Origin of the sequence: Frankia sp. Cppng1_Ct_nod (assembly GCF_920656135.1) — a bacterium.
GTDB lineage: Bacteria > Actinomycetota > Actinomycetes > Frankiales > Frankiaceae > Protofrankia > Protofrankia meridionalis.
In genome coordinates, this window is the sequence record NZ_CAKKTK010000094.1 from 1 (window position 1) to 16,252 (window position 16,252).

15 protein-coding genes are annotated in these 16,252 nt (G+C 68.2%); 11 read left to right on the forward strand and 4 right to left on the reverse strand.

The window, feature by feature from the left end:
* Window positions 1–1,173 (forward strand): polyprenol monophosphomannose synthase (locus tag NBW77_RS19580; protein WP_250280124.1); only part of this gene is annotated, 1,173 nt, incomplete at its 5' end.
* A gap of 32 nt (window positions 1,174–1,205) precedes the next feature.
* On the opposite strand, the gene NBW77_RS19585 is transcribed toward NBW77_RS19580, so the two are convergent.
* A complete protein-coding gene (locus NBW77_RS19585) occupies window positions 1,206–1,556 on the reverse strand; it encodes an RNA polymerase-binding protein RbpA (RefSeq protein ID WP_131746950.1) in 351 nt (116 codons plus the stop codon).
* A gap of 172 nt (window positions 1,557–1,728) precedes the next feature.
* Between NBW77_RS19585 and NBW77_RS19590 the strand changes: the two genes are divergently transcribed.
* From NBW77_RS19590 to NBW77_RS19610, 5 genes are all read left to right on the forward strand, one after another.
* The gene (locus NBW77_RS19590; RefSeq protein WP_349817055.1) at window positions 1,729–2,121 is read left to right on the forward strand and encodes a DUF4267 domain-containing protein; all 393 of its coding nucleotides are present in this window, start codon (window positions 1,729–1,731) and stop codon (window positions 2,119–2,121) included.
* Between the two features lie 73 nt (window positions 2,122–2,194).
* Window positions 2,195–2,596, forward strand: a complete 402-nt coding sequence (gene msrB / locus NBW77_RS19595) for a peptide-methionine (R)-S-oxide reductase MsrB (RefSeq protein ID WP_131746951.1) — start codon at window positions 2,195–2,197, stop codon at window positions 2,594–2,596.
* Window positions 2,597–3,094: 498 nt separating this feature from the next.
* Entirely contained in the window at window positions 3,095–4,600 is a 1,506-nt protein-coding gene (locus NBW77_RS19600) for an AMP-binding protein (protein ID WP_131746952.1), read from the forward strand.
* 126 nt (window positions 4,601–4,726) lie between these two features.
* The gene (locus tag NBW77_RS19605; protein WP_131746953.1) at window positions 4,727–5,350 is read left to right on the forward strand and encodes a cyclodeaminase/cyclohydrolase family protein; all 624 of its coding nucleotides are present in this window, start codon (window positions 4,727–4,729) and stop codon (window positions 5,348–5,350) included.
* A complete protein-coding gene (locus tag NBW77_RS19610; RefSeq protein WP_131746954.1) occupies window positions 5,347–6,174 on the forward strand; it encodes a bifunctional 5,10-methylenetetrahydrofolate dehydrogenase/5,10-methenyltetrahydrofolate cyclohydrolase in 828 nt (275 codons plus the stop codon). Before NBW77_RS19605 ends, NBW77_RS19610 begins: the two co-directional genes overlap by 4 nt.
* A 9-nt stretch (window positions 6,175–6,183) precedes the next feature.
* Here NBW77_RS19610 and NBW77_RS19615 read toward each other — a convergent pair whose 3' ends face one another.
* A complete protein-coding gene (locus tag NBW77_RS19615) occupies window positions 6,184–7,551 on the reverse strand; it encodes a GGDEF domain-containing protein (protein ID WP_250280126.1) in 1,368 nt (455 codons plus the stop codon).
* 200 nt (window positions 7,552–7,751) lie between these two features.
* Complete coding sequence (gene bioA / locus NBW77_RS19620; protein ID WP_131746955.1) at window positions 7,752–9,083, reverse strand: adenosylmethionine--8-amino-7-oxononanoate transaminase; 1,332 nt, start codon at window positions 9,081–9,083, stop codon at window positions 7,752–7,754.
* A 131-nt stretch (window positions 9,084–9,214) separates the two neighbouring features.
* Here bioA and NBW77_RS19625 point away from each other — a divergent pair, with 131 nt between their 5' ends.
* From NBW77_RS19625 to NBW77_RS19635, 3 genes are all read left to right on the forward strand, one after another.
* The gene (locus tag NBW77_RS19625) at window positions 9,215–9,499 is read left to right on the forward strand and encodes a GlsB/YeaQ/YmgE family stress response membrane protein (protein ID WP_131746956.1); all 285 of its coding nucleotides are present in this window, start codon (window positions 9,215–9,217) and stop codon (window positions 9,497–9,499) included.
* Between the two features lie 63 nt (window positions 9,500–9,562).
* Window positions 9,563–10,351 carry a phytanoyl-CoA dioxygenase family protein gene (locus tag NBW77_RS19630; RefSeq protein ID WP_207387035.1) on the forward strand — a complete coding sequence of 263 codons (789 nt, stop codon included), beginning with the start codon at window positions 9,563–9,565 and terminating at the stop codon, window positions 10,349–10,351.
* Between the two features lie 120 nt (window positions 10,352–10,471).
* The gene (locus tag NBW77_RS19635; protein WP_131746957.1) at window positions 10,472–11,314 is read left to right on the forward strand and encodes a rhomboid family intramembrane serine protease; all 843 of its coding nucleotides are present in this window, start codon (window positions 10,472–10,474) and stop codon (window positions 11,312–11,314) included.
* A 118-nt stretch (window positions 11,315–11,432) separates the two neighbouring features.
* On the opposite strand, the gene NBW77_RS19640 is transcribed toward NBW77_RS19635, so the two are convergent.
* Window positions 11,433–11,789, reverse strand: a complete 357-nt coding sequence (locus NBW77_RS19640) for a hypothetical protein (protein WP_165486100.1) — start codon at window positions 11,787–11,789, stop codon at window positions 11,433–11,435.
* 541 nt (window positions 11,790–12,330) lie between these two features.
* On the opposite strand from NBW77_RS19640, the gene NBW77_RS19645 reads away from it, so the two are divergent.
* Window positions 12,331–13,017, forward strand: a complete 687-nt coding sequence (locus NBW77_RS19645; RefSeq protein ID WP_131746959.1) for a response regulator — start codon at window positions 12,331–12,333, stop codon at window positions 13,015–13,017.
* Between the two features lie 183 nt (window positions 13,018–13,200).
* The coding region (locus NBW77_RS19650; RefSeq protein ID WP_250280127.1) for a pyruvate carboxylase at window positions 13,201–16,252 on the forward strand (3,052 nt) is incomplete at its 3' end.

The following is a 16,252-nucleotide window of genomic DNA, read 5'->3' on the forward strand; positions in this document are numbered from 1 at the left end:
GGCCGCGCGGCCGTCCAGGTGTCCACCAGCGGCCAGAGCGCGCTGGTCCGGCCGAACGGCCAGGTGATCGTCCAGTCCGGGCTCTACGAGGCCGCGGTTCTGACCTCCTCGCTTCCGCTCCGCACCGGCCGGACGCCCGCGGACCGGGCCGGCGTGGTCCCGGAAGCGGTTCTCCTGATCCTCGGGCTGCTGGCTGTAACGTTTGGGCTACGCGCAGGCCAGGCGACAACGACGGCTGCGGTCAACCGCGGAGGACAGCAGGGGGGCACGGGCGACGGCACCGACAGCACCGACGGCGACACCGAAGGGAGACGCGTGGACGAGCAGCGCGTTCTGGTGTGTGTTCCGACCTACAACGAGCGGGAGAACCTCCGTGACACGGTCACGCGGCTGCGCGCGGCCAACCCGGATGTGGACCTGCTGGTCATCGACGATGCGAGCCCCGACGGCACCGGAAAGATCGCCGATACGCTCGCCGGTGCCGACCCGCACGTGCACGTCCTGCACCGCACCGCCAAAGACGGGCTGGGCACGGCCTATGTGACCGGCTTCGGGTGGGGCCTGCGGCGCGGCTATGACGTCCTCGTGGAGATGGACGCCGACGGCTCCCACCAGCCGGAGGAGCTTCCGCGCCTGCTCGCCGCCCTGCGTGAGGCCGACCTGGTGATCGGCTCACGGTGGGTTGCCGGGGGAGAGGTACGTAACTGGCCGCGCTCACGCCTGCTGCTGTCCCGTGGGGCGAACGCCTACGTACGGGCCGTTCTCGGCATGCCACTGGCGGACGCCACCGCAGGCTTTCGGGCGTACCGGACGCAGGTCCTGGAAAGCCGTGACCTGGAACGGGTGACGTCGCAGGGATACTGCTTCCAGGTGGACCTTGCATGGCAGGCGTGGAGGTCGGGGTTCCGGGTCGTGGAGGTTCCGATCACTTTTGTCGAACGTGAACGCGGACGTTCCAAGATGAGCCGGGCGATCGTGGCGGAGGCACTGTGGCGGGTAGCGTGGTGGGCTGTGACGACCCGCTCCGGTCGACCGGTCGATGCCGGCAACCGCGCCCGTCAGGCGGCGAACACCGACAGCAGCGCCGTGCCGCTTCCCGTAGCAGCAATTCCCACGGCACGCAGGAACCTGCAGGGACAGCCGGACAGACCGACAACCGGTGTGTCAACGTGACACACCGGTTGGTCGCTGCTAGGCAAGCCGTGTCAGGCGGAGCGGCGATCCTCGCCCGTGCCACGCAGAACCGCAAGTCGCTCGGCCAGTACCTCTTCGAGGTCATCGGTGGTACGCCGCTCCATCAGCATGTCCCAGTGGGTTCGCGGGGGCTTGCTCTTCTTCGGCTCCGGGACCTCGCCGTTGACGATGACCGACCCGGCACCACACACACGACACTCCCAGACTGCCGGGACCTCGGCCTCGGCAGCGAAGGGCATAGTGAACTGGTGACCGTTCGGGCAGTCGTAGGACGCGGTCTGGCGTGGCGCGAGCTCGGTGCTGCGGTCCGTCTCGTAGGACACTGCACCTAGGCGGCTGCCTCGCAGGATGCGCTCGCCCATGAAAAACCCTCCCGAGCGTCGATACCAGTGAGGAACTCAGACTCACCAACGCACAGGCTCTGGTGGACGTTCCCACGAAGACAAGGCCGGTAACGAGATCGTGCTCACACAACGTAGAAAGTCGATCGACTCGACGCCTTTTTCCGACACACACCGTCTGCGAATCGGCCTGCTGGGCGCAGTACGGTGCGGGATCGGTGTCGGACTGTTGACACGTCCAGCCGGATTCGCGCGTATCGCCGGGATAGACCGGGTAACCGCTGAACGGACGGCATGGATCGCGCGCGTTGCCGCGATACGTGACATCGCTCTCGGCGTGGGCCTGCTCACGGCGGTGGTCAGGGACGAGCCGGCCCGAGGCTGGCTGTGGGCGGGGATGCTCGTCGACACCACCGACGCAGCCGTACTGGCCTGCGCGGGAGCGCGCCGTGACATCGCGCCGCTGCCCGCCGCCGCAGCAGTGGTGGTCGCCACCTGCGGCCTCGCCGCCGCGGGCCCGGCCGTTGCCGGACGCGACGGCGAGGCCGCAGCGGGGGAGTCCGTGGCAGCGGAGGATAAAAGATAGGGGAGTGCGGCACACTGAGTGTCCATGACCGCGTTTCCATGTTCCCACGAGCGCTGACGACAGGGAGGCCACCGTGTCCGCGGATCGGGTCACCAAGACCGAGGAAGAGTGGCGTAAGGAACTTTCTCCGGAGCGTTACGCAATCCTGCGTGACGCGGCCACCGAACCACCGTTCACCGGCGCCTATACCCACAGCAAGGACACCGGAATCTACCGTTGTGGCGCCTGTGGGAACGTGTTGTTCGATTCGTCCACCAAGTACGACTCCGGCTCGGGATGGCCGAGTTTCTACGAGCCGGCGGTGGCCGACGCGCTGGAGCTGGTGGAAGATCGATCCCATGGAATGATCCGTACCGAGGTGCGGTGCCGACGCTGTAGATCACATCTCGGCCATCTGTTCGACGACGGGCCGCAACCAACCGGGCAGCGCTACTGCATGAACTCGCTCGCGCTTGATCTGGATCCGTCGGCCTGACTCGCCGGCTGATACGCCGACCTGACGAACCGCGCCTTGGCGTATCGCGGCAACGCGTCCACCGGGCCGCTCCCCTGGCCCCGAGAAAAGCGCCGATAATCGACATTATGTCAAGTAGAACCCCTGGCACCCCTGGCACCACGAAAACCCGGTGTGAACCCGTTCGCCACACTCCTGTTCGCCACCCTGATGAAAACGGGGCTGTCGGGTAGGCCCCACGTTTTCCACCGGTGGACCCGAACAGACGATGAGGGCATACCCTTTGACCCCGTTCGGGGTGTGTGACAAAAGTCCCCCCGAGCCCCTCCGCGTGTGACTCGGGACACCCGGCGCAAGGGTTTATCCTGTGGACCAGGACTGCTCTGACAATCCGGGGATGCCCGGTTGGGGCCGGCCCGACGAACGGCGACGAACAGCATTGATAATCTTCAATGGACCCGAAATCCCCGATATCGGGGAGGGCTCAATATTTCATGGGCGTCGACAACGGTGGTGAACGTGACATCAGTGATCGAGTGGATGGACGCATGGAGTCGTGAGCAGCCGACCCGCGTGTACCTTCGCGACGCGCGTTGCGACCGTTTCATCACCTATGGCGCAATGGTGTCACTTGTTCGGCGGTGGCAGGCCGACTTCGACGAGCATGGCCCGCGGGTAGGAGGACGGATCGCTATCCTCGTGTCCGATCCCCTGGATTTCGCGGTCGTGTTCCTCGCGGTCCTTACGAGCGGTCGCCACGCGGTTCCCCTGGACCCGGACGCTCCCCCCGCGGAGACGGAACGTGCCCTACGGCATGCTCGTCCCGAGCTGGTGGTGACCGACCGGTCGATCCCGGCCCCGTCCGGTGTTCGCGAACTCAGCCCCCGCATGACCCTCGACCCTGTACCCGTCGGCCCCGAGGTCGACGGCGGACACGGCCCGGTCGTCGGCGGACACGGCCCGGTCGTCGGCGGACACCTTGAGGTTGATGACCATGGCTCGGTTGCCGAGCAGGGCGGGGTGCTGCTCACGGGTTCGGCACCGGCCGGACCAACCACCCAGGTGTTCCTCGGCACCGCCCAGCTCTCGTACGTGGCCGCCACCGTTGCCCGCCACCACCAACTGAGCCGGTCCGACATCGGTTACAACCCGCTGCCGCTGTTCCATGCCAATGCGCTGGTCGTGGGACTGCTCGCCACGCTGTACAGCGGCGCTACCCTCGTCCTCGACCGGCGGTTCCGCCGCCGCGGGTTCTGGACGATGATCGGCCGCCATCGCGTGACCTGGATCAACGGCGTCCCTGCCATCCTGGCCATCCTGGCCCGGGATCGTGATGCCGTACGCGCCCGTGACTGTCACGTCCGGTTCGTCCGGTCGGCAGCCGCTCCCCTGTCCGTCCGCGTGTTACAGGCGTTCGAGGAGGCGACCGGCGTACCGGTGCTGGAGACCTACGGCATGACCGAGGCCGGGGGTCACCTCACCGCCAGTCCCCCGGCCGGGACCCGCAAACCCGGTTCGGTGGGTGTGCCCGTCGGGAGCGAAGTTCGTATCGTCGACGACACCGGAACGGTACTTCCAGCCGAACTGACCGGGAAGGTCCAGGTCCGCGGCCCGGGGGTGATCCGTGCCTACGTGGGTCCAGACGACGGCCACCGGTTCACCGACGATGGCTGGCTCGACACCGGCGACATCGGCCTGCTCGACCCGGACGGCTACCTCTTCCTGTCGGGCCGCAGCGACGATGTGATCAACCGTGGTGGTGAGAAGGTGCTCCCCCGCGAGGTCGAGGAGGTCCTGCTCGCCGACCCACGAGTGCGTCGTGTGACAGTTGTCAGTCGTCCGGACGCCGTCCTCGGCGAGGTACCCGTCGCGCTCGTCGTGCCGGTCGACGTTCCGGATCCCCGACTTCGGACCGATCTGGCGGAACGCTGCGAGGCGGGCCTCACCAAGTTCAAACGTCCGACCAGTATCGAGATCGTCGCCGATCTGCCGGCTGCCGCCGGGCACACCCACGCGGCCGCATGAGGCACGCCGGCCGCTGCGGCCGCTGCTCATTACTCCTGCCTTTCCACCAATAGCCCACAGTCTTGCTACGGTGCAGTGCGGTCGGCGGAACAGGCCGCCACCAGTGGAACAGGCAAAGAGGGTGTTGTGGACGACGAGACACTTGCGGGGTTCCTCACCGATCTCGCCTCGCCCGCGCCCACACCGGGTGGCGGTGCCGCCGCGGCCCTGCACGCCGCCCTTGGTGCGGCGCTGGTGAGCATGGTCTGCAACCTGACGGTCGGCAAACCCCGCTACAGCGCGCATGAGGCGACGATGCGCTCGGCCCGGGCCGACGCCGACAGTGCCCGGGTTGAGGCGCTGGCACTCGCCGAGGCCGACGCCCGGGCGTTCTCCGTCGTCACCGACGCCTACAAACTGCCGAAGGGTACGGACGCCGAGCGCGCCGAGCGCAGTCGGGCGATCCAGACTGCGCTGATCGGCGCGGCCGAGGTTCCGCTGCGGACCGCGGCGGTGGCTGCGGAGGTGGTGCGGTTGTGCGCGGCCATCCTCGACGGCGCGAACGTGAACGTCCTCAGCGACGTCGGCGTGGCCGCTGCCAGCGCACGCGCCGCGCTGGACAGCGCCGCGATCAATGTGCGGGTGAACACCGCGGCGATGACGGACCCGGGTATCCGGGATGCCACCACCACGGCCCTCGCCGACCATCTGACATCTGTGGCTACGGCCGACGGCATCGTGCGTACCGTCGGGGAGCGGATCGGATCATGAAATTTCTGGACGGGCGGTCCATGGCCGCCGAAATCGGGCGAGGAGTCGTCGACGACGTCGAACGGCTGCGCCAGGCCGGCGTCGTGCCGACGCTGGGTGTGGTGCTACCGACGTCCGATGCCGCGGCCCGTTCCTATGTCCGTGTCATCGAACGCACGGCGGCCAAGGTGGGGGTGCGCTGCATCGTCCACGAACTGTCCGGTGACCCCACCGAACTCCTCACGACGGTCGATCGGTTGGCCGCCGACGATGACGTGCACGGTCTGATCGTGCAGACCCCGCTCCCTGCGGGGCTCTCCGCCGCGGACATCGGGGCACGTATCCCCGCCCACAAGGATGTCGACGGGATGAACCCGCTGAGCCTCGGACGCCTTGCGCTCGGCCTGCCGTGTTTCGCCCCGGCCACCGCCGCCGCGGTTCTGGAGATCCTGCACCGCAGCGACATCAAGCTGGCCGGCACCCGCACGGTGGTCATCGGGCGCAGCCCGGTGGTCGGCAAACCCGCGTCACTCCTGCTGCTCGCCGAGGACGCCACGGTGACGGTGTGCCACTCACGTACGACCGATCTGATATCGATCGTGCACGAGGCCGACATCGTGGTGGCCGCCGTCGGCCGACCCAGGATGATCGGTAAGGGGTTCATCCGGACGGGTGCCACCGTGATCGACGTGGGCACGAACGTCACCGACTCCGGTCTGGTCGGTGACGTCGACGCCGAGGCCGTCGCATCCGTGGCGGGCGCTCTCACCCCCGTTCCAGGTGGCGTGGGCCCGGTGACGACGATGCTGCTGCTGCGCAACACCACCAGCGCGGTCACCCCGTAACACCGCAGGTCAGGCGGTACGTGCAGCAGCGACCTGAGCCGCCAGGCGGACGCGGTTGCGCCCGTCGGCCTTGGCCCGGTACAGCGCCGCGTCGGCGGTCTCCAGCAGGGTCCGCAGATCCACGTCGGCGCCGGTCGCGGTGGCCACGCCGACCGAGACGGTCACGCAAACGGTGACCGTCTCGGTGGCCCGGCTGTCCACCCGACAGCGCATCCCCGCCACCTGCCGCCGGATCCGCTCGGCGGTATGGACCGCGTTGTCACGGTCGACCTCGCAGAGCAGGACGACGAACTCCTCGCCGCCGAAGCGGCCGACAAGGTCGCGGGGGCGGGTGGCCGCGCGCAGCGCATCGGCGACGGCGACGAGGACGGCATCGCCGGTCAGGTGACCGAACCGGTCGTTGACCCGCTTGAAGTGGTCGATGTCGACGATGAGAACGGACAGTGGGCGATCCGCGCGCCGGATCCGCAGAACCTCGCGTTCGGCGACCTCATGCCAGTAGGCCGGGTTGGCCAGCCGGGTCTTGTCGTCGGTACGGGCAGCCTGGAGGAGTTCCGCGTGCAGGAGGCTGCGCTGGAGTAGGAGCGCCGGTGGGGTTGCCGCGAGCATGAGCAGCGGATGCACGGTCCACAACACGGCGATGACGATCGCGGAACACATCTCGACGGCATCGAGGGCGATCATCTCGCGTCCGCACCCACCGAACGGACGACGCGGGCGACCGGGATGGCGGCGGCGGAGAGCGCCGTGCAGAAGAATCCGGTTCAGCACCGTATAGGTGAGTACCGCGACGAACAACGCGCCGATACGCCCGGAGGAGCCCACGAGGGTGTCGATTCGGTATTCTCCCTGCGTCGGAGCAAGCGCAAGGTGAACGGTTGACGCACAGAAACCGGACAGGCCGAGTGCCGCCGCGTTGAAGACCCGCTTGTACCCGGGCTGCGGGCCGATCCTGGAGCGGAAGACACAGTAGAGAGGCAGGTGCAGGACGGCCGCGTACAGCGGCGGGAGCAGCAGCGCGACCGGCAATGTCCAGGTCAATAGCAGATCCCGGTATGGCTCGTCCTTTCGGCGGCCCGGTGCGCCGAGATGTCGTGACGTCTCGATCGCCAGGCGACCAAGGAGCACAAAAACGCCAAAGGTGAGCAGGTCGGCGATTCGGAGGGGTAGCTCGGCGAGTCCGACCAGTACAGCCGTGAAGCACAGTAGATCAACACCGATGATGTAACGGACGAGTCCGGGCGGAAGAGCGCGGAGCGCGAGACGCGCCCTGCGGTCGACCAGCAGGCCCCGGATGTACCGGGCAGCCCTGCCGCCACACCGTACGCGACGATCCGCCGCTTTCGGGCGAGGAGGTAGCGCAATGCGTAATATCATCTGGGGTTGACCTTCCTCGTTCGCCCCGTCACGGTTCAACCCGCCCCGACCTACTACTCACAGTGCACTCGTGAGAACAAAGAGTACGAAGGACGGCCCCGTAACCGCAACCACTTTGGCGATGTCCCGACATGAAGGTCGCCGGGCGATGTGGCATCGCGAACCCGTTCACGTCGACACGACGGTCAGGATCACGACGGTCAGGACGTGGTGCGGCCGACCGCCTCGACCATCGCGCCGGTCAGAACGGCAACGTCGGAACATGTCATGACAAATGGAGGCATCGCATAGACGAGCCGGCCAAAAGGACGAACCCAGACCCCCAGTTCGACCAGCAACGGTTGGATGACCCGGATGTCGACCGGTTCCCGGGTCTCGATCACCCCGATCGCGCCCAGCGTCCGGACGTCGGCGACCCCGGGCAGCTCACGGGCGGGAGCAAGCCCGTCGGCCAGCCACCTCTGGAGGTCACCGACCCTGCTCCGCCACGGGCTGGACAGCAGCAGGTCAATGCCGGCGTTCGCCACCGCCGCGGCCAGCGGATTACCCATGAACGTCGGACCATGCATGAACGCGCCGGCCTCGGAGGCGCACACCCCGGCCGCCACCTCGTCCGTGCACAACGTCGCCGCCATCGACAGGTACCCGCCGGTCATGGCCTTGCCGACGCACATGATGTCCGGGCTGATCCCGGCGTGGTCGCAGCCGAACAGCTCCCCCGTGCGACCGAAACCCGTGGCGATCTCGTCCGCGATGAGCAGGACGCCGTGGTCGTCGCACAGCGCGCGTAGACGGGCCAGCCAGCCGGGGGCGTAGAACCGCATCGCCCCGGCACCCTGTACCACAGGTTCGACGATCACTGCGGCGATTTCGTCCTGGTGCTCCCTGAGCAGCTGTGCGACGTCGGCGACGTCACCGTCCTCGCACGGCTCGTCGAAGCGGGGCCGTGGCGCCTCGGCGAAGAAGTGACGCGGCAGCAGCGAGGTGAATAGGTGATGCATCCCGGTGTCGGGGTCGCACACGGCCATGGCGCCGGAGGTGTCCCCGTGGTACCCACGCCGTACGGTCAGCAACTTCGTCCGCTCCGGCCGGCCGCTCCCCCGTGCGTACTGCAACGCCATCTTGATCGCGACCTCGACGGCGACCGATCCGGAGTCGCAGAAGAAGACCTTCCGCAGCGGCGGCGGGGTGATCTCGACGAGCGTACGCGCCAGCGTCACCGCGGGCGCGTGGGTGAGCCCGCCGAACATGACATGCGCCATGTCGTCGAGCTGGGCGCGGACAGCCTGGTCCAGCACCGGGTGGGCGTAGCCGTGGATGGCGGCCCACCACGACGACATCCCGTCGATCAGCTCCCGGCCGTCGGCCAGGCGTAGGCGCACCCCGGACGCGGACGCCACCGGGAACATCGGCAGCGGGTCGGTCACCGACGCGTATGGATGCCACACATACGCCCGGTCGTCGGCAAGCAGCTCCCCCGCATCGCCGTACCGGCCCGCCCCGTACCCGCCTGATCCCCTCGGATGCCGCATATCTGCATGTCTACCGCGCGCCCTCGGCCCCGCGTGCTGTCCGGTCATAGGAACGGGCGGCGTTTGTGAAGGTCGATAAACGGAAAGACCATCACTGACAGTAGCATCGGTTCCGACCGAGGAAGGCCACCGTGTTTCAGATCATCTGGATCGTGATTGCCGGTCTTGTCATCGGCCTGCTGGCACGTCTCGTCGTCCGGGGACCGCAGAAGATCCCCCTGTGGCTGACGATCGTGGTCGGCATCATCGGCGCCCTGGTCGGCAATATCATCGCCGGGGCGATAGGTGTCCGCAACACCATCGGAATCGACTGGATACGCCATCTCCTGCAGGTCGGTGTGGCAGCCGGGCTCATCGTCCTCGTCACGCCCGTCTGGATGAACCGGCAGTCCCGCTCGAGCAGCGACCATTATTGATCCGGGCTCGCCGTACGGTCACGGTCTCCCCGCCGCGGTTCGCGTGGAGGTCATGATGTACTCATGACGAGCGTTGTCGACATGACAATCGACATGACATCGGAGGCGATCGCGCGGCTGGTCGCCGACTTCGACCGTGACGGGTACGTGATCGTCCGCGGGCTGTTCACCGAACACGAGACGACCGAACTGGAAGAGGCACTCACCGAGCTGCAACGCCGGGTCGGTAGCGGCGAGCTGGACCGGTCCTGGGCCGGGGACGACCTGGGCGCCGACTTCGACGATGAGGACGGTGACCGGCTGCCGTACGTCCACTATGTGGTCGGGGTCACGAACCTCTCCCCCGTTGCCGCCGCCGCCGTCGACCACCCCGTCCTGCGTGGCCTTGTCGGGCGGATCCTTGGCGACGGCTTCTGGCTCTACGACGTGGACGACCATGGTGTCGTCTACCAGGATGCCCGGCCCGGCCCCGCGATGACCTACACCCGTATCGGATGGCACTGCGACCACCAGTCCCGGCCGACGTCGGGCATCTGGCCCGGCGTGGCGCTGACGTTCCACCTCGACCCGACATCGCCGGCCAACGGCTTTTTGCGGGTCCTACCGGGCAGCCACAAGGGTGACTGGGACGCCGTCCCGGGCGGCTTCGGCAGGATATCCGGCGAGGTGGCTGTGTACTGCGACCGCGGTGACGTCCTGCTGCACCACAGCGATCTGTGGCACGCCGCCGCCCGCGCCACCGAGGACCCGCCTGGTGGCGTGCGCCGGCACATGCGCGGGAGCTATATGGGCGGGCGCCCCCTTGCCCCCGGCGAACGACTCGAACCCTTCAACAAGAACGCGATGCGGTAGGCATCGACAAACCCCGGGTACGGACCCGGGTGCACCCGCCATGGCCTGTCCGGAGAGCCTTGTTCGTCGTATGACGGACGCGGTTGCCGGGGATTGGAGGGGGACGGGCAGGATGTGTGTGTGGTCCTGCCGATTCACGACATCAACCCGCTGCGCCGCCGTCCGGTCATCACCTGGCTGCTGATTGCGGTGAACGTCGTCGTCTTCGTGTTCTTTGAGCCGATCGTGACCTCGGTCGCCGGCTACACCACGGCTACACCACGCAGCGTATGCGAGCAGCAGCGGTTCTTCGACCACTGGGGGGCGATCCCCAAGGAGATGCTGGAGAACCGTCCGCTGGACGCCGTGCCGAACGGCCGGTCCGCGGGGGTGGATGCTTCGGGCAGTGTGCGATGCCGCCTCGAGTCCCCGCCGTCGTTCGTCAAATCGCCGATCCTGTCGGTGTTGACGTCGATGTTCCTACATGGAAGCTGGTTGCATCTGATCGGCAACATGCTGTTTCTCGGCGTCTTCGGGAACAACATCGAGGACCGCATGGGGCGGTTTCTGTATCTGATCTTCTACCTGGTGTGCGGGTACACCGCCGCATACGGATTCGCCTTGTTCGAGGGGAACTCGACCACAACCCTCATCGGCGCGTCCGGGGCAGTGGCCGGTGTTCTCGGCGCCTACCTTGTGATCTTCCCGAGGGCCAGGGTCATCGGTCTTGTCACATTTCTGTTCTTCCTGCCGTTCTGGCTTCCCGCATGGCTCGTCCTGGGATTCTGGTTCGTCCTTCAGTACCTGTATTTCACCGGTATCGGTGTTGCCGACGGTGGGAGTGTCGCCTACGGCGCCCACGTGGTCGGGTTCGCGTTCGGAGCCCTGGCGGTCATGCCGTTCGTCCGCGAGCTGCGAGCCGCCGGTCCGCCACGGCGCCACGCCCCCGACCACCGATGGGTCCGCCGGACCCCCTGGTCCTGACCGGGTCCCGACCTCGCGGTTCCGACCGGTCCCCTGCCGGATCCGATGCTCACGCCCGCCGCGACGCTGCGGCGGGCGGGCCGGGCCCCAGGAAGACCGATGATCTACATTCTGTGTGTCAGGCGGTCGCGACGGGCTCGGAATCAGGTCGCCGCAGGCCGCGGCGCCGCTTCTTCTCCGCCTTCTTCTCCGCCTTTTCCGCGGTCTCGGCCTTGAGCGCAGTCTTATCCGTTTTATCCGCGCTGTCCCCGATGGTGGATTCAATGATCCGGGTGTCCGAGGGAGAACACACGTCCAGGGCGACCGTCCGCCACCCTTCGCGTACTTCCTGCGTCCCGAACCCGTGGGCGGCGAGTGCCTGCGCGCAGCCGACGAGCTGCTCGTAGGTCCGTTGATCATCCGCCTCGCCCGGACGATCATCCACACCGAAGCGGCGCACGACCGAGCATCCGACCTGCAGTGATGTTTTCGGCAAAACCGTATCCGAAAGTGATACATCCGATACGTTACGTGTCAACGTCCAGGTCCGGACAAACGAGCACGGCTCGTCCGGATCGGCGACAGGTAGGCCGCCGACGTACTCCTCCAGGATCTTGACTACCCGTGCGGCGGTCGCAGGCCCCGATTCCGCACCGCCCTTACCCAAGCGCATAGCGACGTCCTCCCTCACGTGAACAATCTCCGGATCACGGCTTCCGCGAGCCGAGTCACGGGAATCCGATTCCACATCTTCCCGGACGACCCGGTTGCTCCTGGCATCGGGGTACTCACCGTGCCCACGAGACATCCACGACAAATCCGCGGACAGGGGTCCGGGCGCTCCGCCGGGTGCGGCGGCTGCCGCCCGGCTTCCGGCATACCCCGGACCCTGCGGGGCGCCCGGACCCCTGTGAGGTAAAGGACGCATCCACCAATTATTCGGGACCTGTGGTTCAACCCCTGCCAGCTCGGGCTAGAATCTGTTTGCGGAATGTAACGTGCAGTGACAGACAACCTCGGGTCAGGCGGAGAAAACCGTGTCAGAGGAATCTGCGAACGTGGCCGGGTCCGTCGACATCGCAACAGGCGTCGCGCCGATCCGGGTGTTCCTGCTAGATGATCATGAGCTGGTCCGTCGAGGGCTCCGCGATCTTCTTACCGGCGAGCGCGGCATCGAGGTGATCGGCGAAGCCGACCGGGCCGACGGTGCGGACCAGGCGATCCTCGCTGCCCGGCCGACGGTCGCGGTCCTCGACGCACGCCTGCCGGATGGCAGCGGCATAGAGGTGTGCCGACAAGTCCGATCACAGGACCCCTCGATCGCCTGCCTGATCCTCACCTCGTTCGACGACGAGGACGCCTTGTTCACCGCGATCATGGCGGGAGCCGCCGGGTACGTGCTCAAGCAGATCCGCGGTGTCGCGCTGGTGGACGCCGTCCGTCGGGTCGCGGCCGGTCAGTCGTTGCTGGACCCGGCGGTCACCCCCCGGGTGCTGTGCCGCCTGCGCCAGGAGTCCGCCCAGGACGAGCGGCTCGCCGGCCTGACCGACCAGGAACGCCGGATCCTCGCGCTCATCGCCGAGGGGCTCACCAACCGGCAGATCGCCACCCGGATGTTCCTGGCGGAGAAGACCGTGAAGAACTACGTGTCCAGCCTGCTTGCCAAGCTCGGTCTGGAGAGCCGAACCCAGGCCGCCGTCTTCGCCACCAAGCTCGGCAACTAGCGCCGGGTCAGGCAACATCCGCCCTGCTGTGCTACCGCCCATCTACGGCGGGTAACCGTCGGCGAGCCGCAAAGGAGCCGGCAAGACAACAGCGGCACCTTCACGAAAACACTGCGACAATTCGTCGGGGTTTCCGGCCGTCCGGGGGTCGACCTGCTCCGCGTCGTGGAAGGTGCCACGTTGATCAATAAGGTTCTGGTCGCAAACCGCAGCGAGATCGCCGTACGGGTCTGCCGCGCCGCGCACGAACTCGGCCTGCGGACCGTTGCGGTCTACACGCCCGAGGACGTCGGCTCGCTGCACCGGATCAAAGCGCACGAAGCCTACGAACTGGGCGAACCCGGGCATCCCGTCCGAGGCTACCTCGACGTCGACGCCCTGCTGGCGGTGGCGAAGCGGGTCGGCGCGGACGCGTTGCACCCGGGTTACGGCTTTCTGTCGGAGAGCGAGGCACTGGCCGAGGCGTGCGTGCTCGCCGGCGTCACCTTCGTCGGGCCCCCGCCGGAGGTCCTGCGCCTGACCGGGGACAAGGTGGCCGCGCGAGAAGCCGCCGTCGCCGCAGGTCTGCCGGTGCTGCGGGCCTCGGCACCGCTGACCGATCCGGCGACCGCCGCGGCGGCCGCCGCGGCGGTGGGTTTTCCCCTGTTCGTGAAGGCGTCGGCCGGCGGCGGTGGCCGCGGGCTGCGTCGGGTCAACCGCCCGGATGATCTCGCCGACGCGGTGGCGAGCGCGGTCAGGGAGGCCGCGGCCGCATTCGGCGACGGCACGGTCTTCCTCGAACAGGCGGTGGACCGGCCGCGCCATGTCGAGGTGCAGGTCCTGGGCGATGCCACCGGGCAGGTCGTCCACCTGTACGAACGGGACTGCTCGGTGCAGCGCCGCCATCAGAAGGTGGTGGAGGTCGCGCCCGCGCCGCTGCTCGCCGCGTCCGTCCGCGACCGGCTGTGCGCGGACGCGCTGGCGTTCGCCCGACACGTCGGCTACGTCAACGCGGGCACGGTGGAGTTCCTGGTCGCGGCCGACGGATCGCACACCTTCATGGAGATGAACCCGCGTATCCAGGTCGAGCACACGGTGACCGAGGAGATCACCGGGGTGGACCTGGTCGCTGCGCAACTGCGGGTGGCAGGCGGCGAGACCCTCGCCGACCTGGGTCTCACGCAGAAGTCGATCACGATCCGCGGTGCCGCCGTGCAGTGCCGGGTGACGACCGAGGACCCTGCGGACGGGTTCCGGCCGGACACCGGAAAGATCACCCGATACGAGTCGCCGGGCGGGCCGGGTGTGCGCCTGGACGGCGCGACCTACCCCGGCGCGCAGGTCACCCCCTACTTCGACTCGTTGCTGGTCAAGATGACGACGCGGGGAGCCACCCTCGAACAGGCGACGCAGCGGGCCCGCCGCGCGCTGGCGGAGTTCCGGATACGCGGCGTGCGGACGAACGTGAAGTTCCTGCGACGGCTGCTGGCCGAGCCGGACTTCCTGGCGGGACGGGTGACGACGTCGTTCCTGGACGAGCGACCGGCGCTGTCGGTCGGTGATGGTGGTACCGACCGAACCAGCCGCCTGCTGGACAGGCTCGCGAACAGCACCGTGAACGGGCAGCGCCGGCCTGCCACCGCGCTGATCGACCCGGTGAGCCTGCTGCCGTCGCTGCCCCCTGGCGCGATGCCGGCCGGATCCCGCCAGCTGCTCGCCGACCTGGGCCCGCGGGAATGGGCGGCGTGGCTACGGGCGTCCGAGCGGCTCGCCGTCACCGACACCACGTTGCGTGACGCCCACCAGTCACTGCTGGCGACCCGGCTGCGCACCACTGACATCCTCGCCGCCGCGCCCGCGTACGCCAGGCTCACCCCCGGCCTGCTCAGCCTGGAATGCTGGGGCGGGGCGACCTATGACGTGGCGCTGCGCTTCCTCGCCGAGGATCCCTGGGAGCGCCTCGCCGCCCTGCGGGAAAGGGTCCCCAACATCTGCCTGCAGATGCTGCTGCGTGGCCGCAACGCGGTCGGCTACACCCCCTACCCGGACGAGATGGTCCGGGCATTCGTCGCCGAGGCCGCCGCGACCGGAATCGATATCTTCCGGGTGTTCGACGCGTTGAACGACATCGAACAGATGCGGCCGGCGATCGACGCGGTGATCGAAGCCGGGGCGGTGGCGGAAGGCACACTGTGCTATACCGGGGACCTCGCGGACCCGGCGGAACGGATCTACACTCTCGACTACTACCTGCGCCTGGCCGAACAGCTCGTCGCCGCGGGCGCCCACGTGCTCGCGGTCAAGGACATGGCCGGTCTGCTTCGCCCGACCGCGGCCCGCGCGCTGGTGACAGCCCTGCGGGAGAACTTTGACGCACCTGTCCACGTGCACACCCATGACACCGCCGGCGGTCAGCTCGCCACCCTGCTCGCCGCGGCCGACGCCGGAGCGGACGCCGTCGACGCCGCGGCGGCACCGCTGTCGGGTGGTACCAGCCAACCGAACCTGTCCGCGCTGGTCGCCGCCACCGACCACACTCCACGCTCCACCGGGATCGACCTGTCCGCGCTGTCGGCGATGGAGCCGTACTGGGAGGCGGCACGCGACCTGTACGCGCCGTTCGAGGCGGGCCTGCGTGCGCCGACCGGCGCGGTGTACCGGCACGAGATCCCCGGTGGTCAACTGACGAACCTGCGCCAGCAGGCGATCGCGCTCGGCCTGGGCGCGAAGTGGGCGCAGGTCCAGGAGTGTTACGCACTGGCCAACGATCTACTCGGCAAACCCATCAAGGTGACCCCGACCAGCAAGGTCGTCGGGGACCTGGCGCTGTTCATCGCGGGCGGCGAGATCGACGTCGACGACCTTCGGGAACATCCGGAACGCTACGACCTGCCCGCGAGCGTGCTGGGTTACCTCGCCGGCGAGCTCGGCACACCACCTGCCGGCTTCGCCGAGCCGTTCCGCGAGCGGGCGCTCGCCGGCCGGCGTCCAGCGGCGCCTGCGGCCGAGCTGAGCGCCGAGGAGTCGGAGGCACTGGCGGGACCCGCCCGGCGCGAGACCCTGTCGCGGCTGCTGTTCCCCGGACCGTGGAAGGACTACACCGTGGCTGTGGCCGCGTACGGTGACAGCTCCGCCATCCCCACCGAGGAGTTCTTCTACGGCCTCACCTCGGGCAAGCCGGTGGTCATCGCCATGGACCCGGGGGTCGAGACCATCGTCGAACTCGCCGACATCGGCGAGCCGGACGACGCGGGCG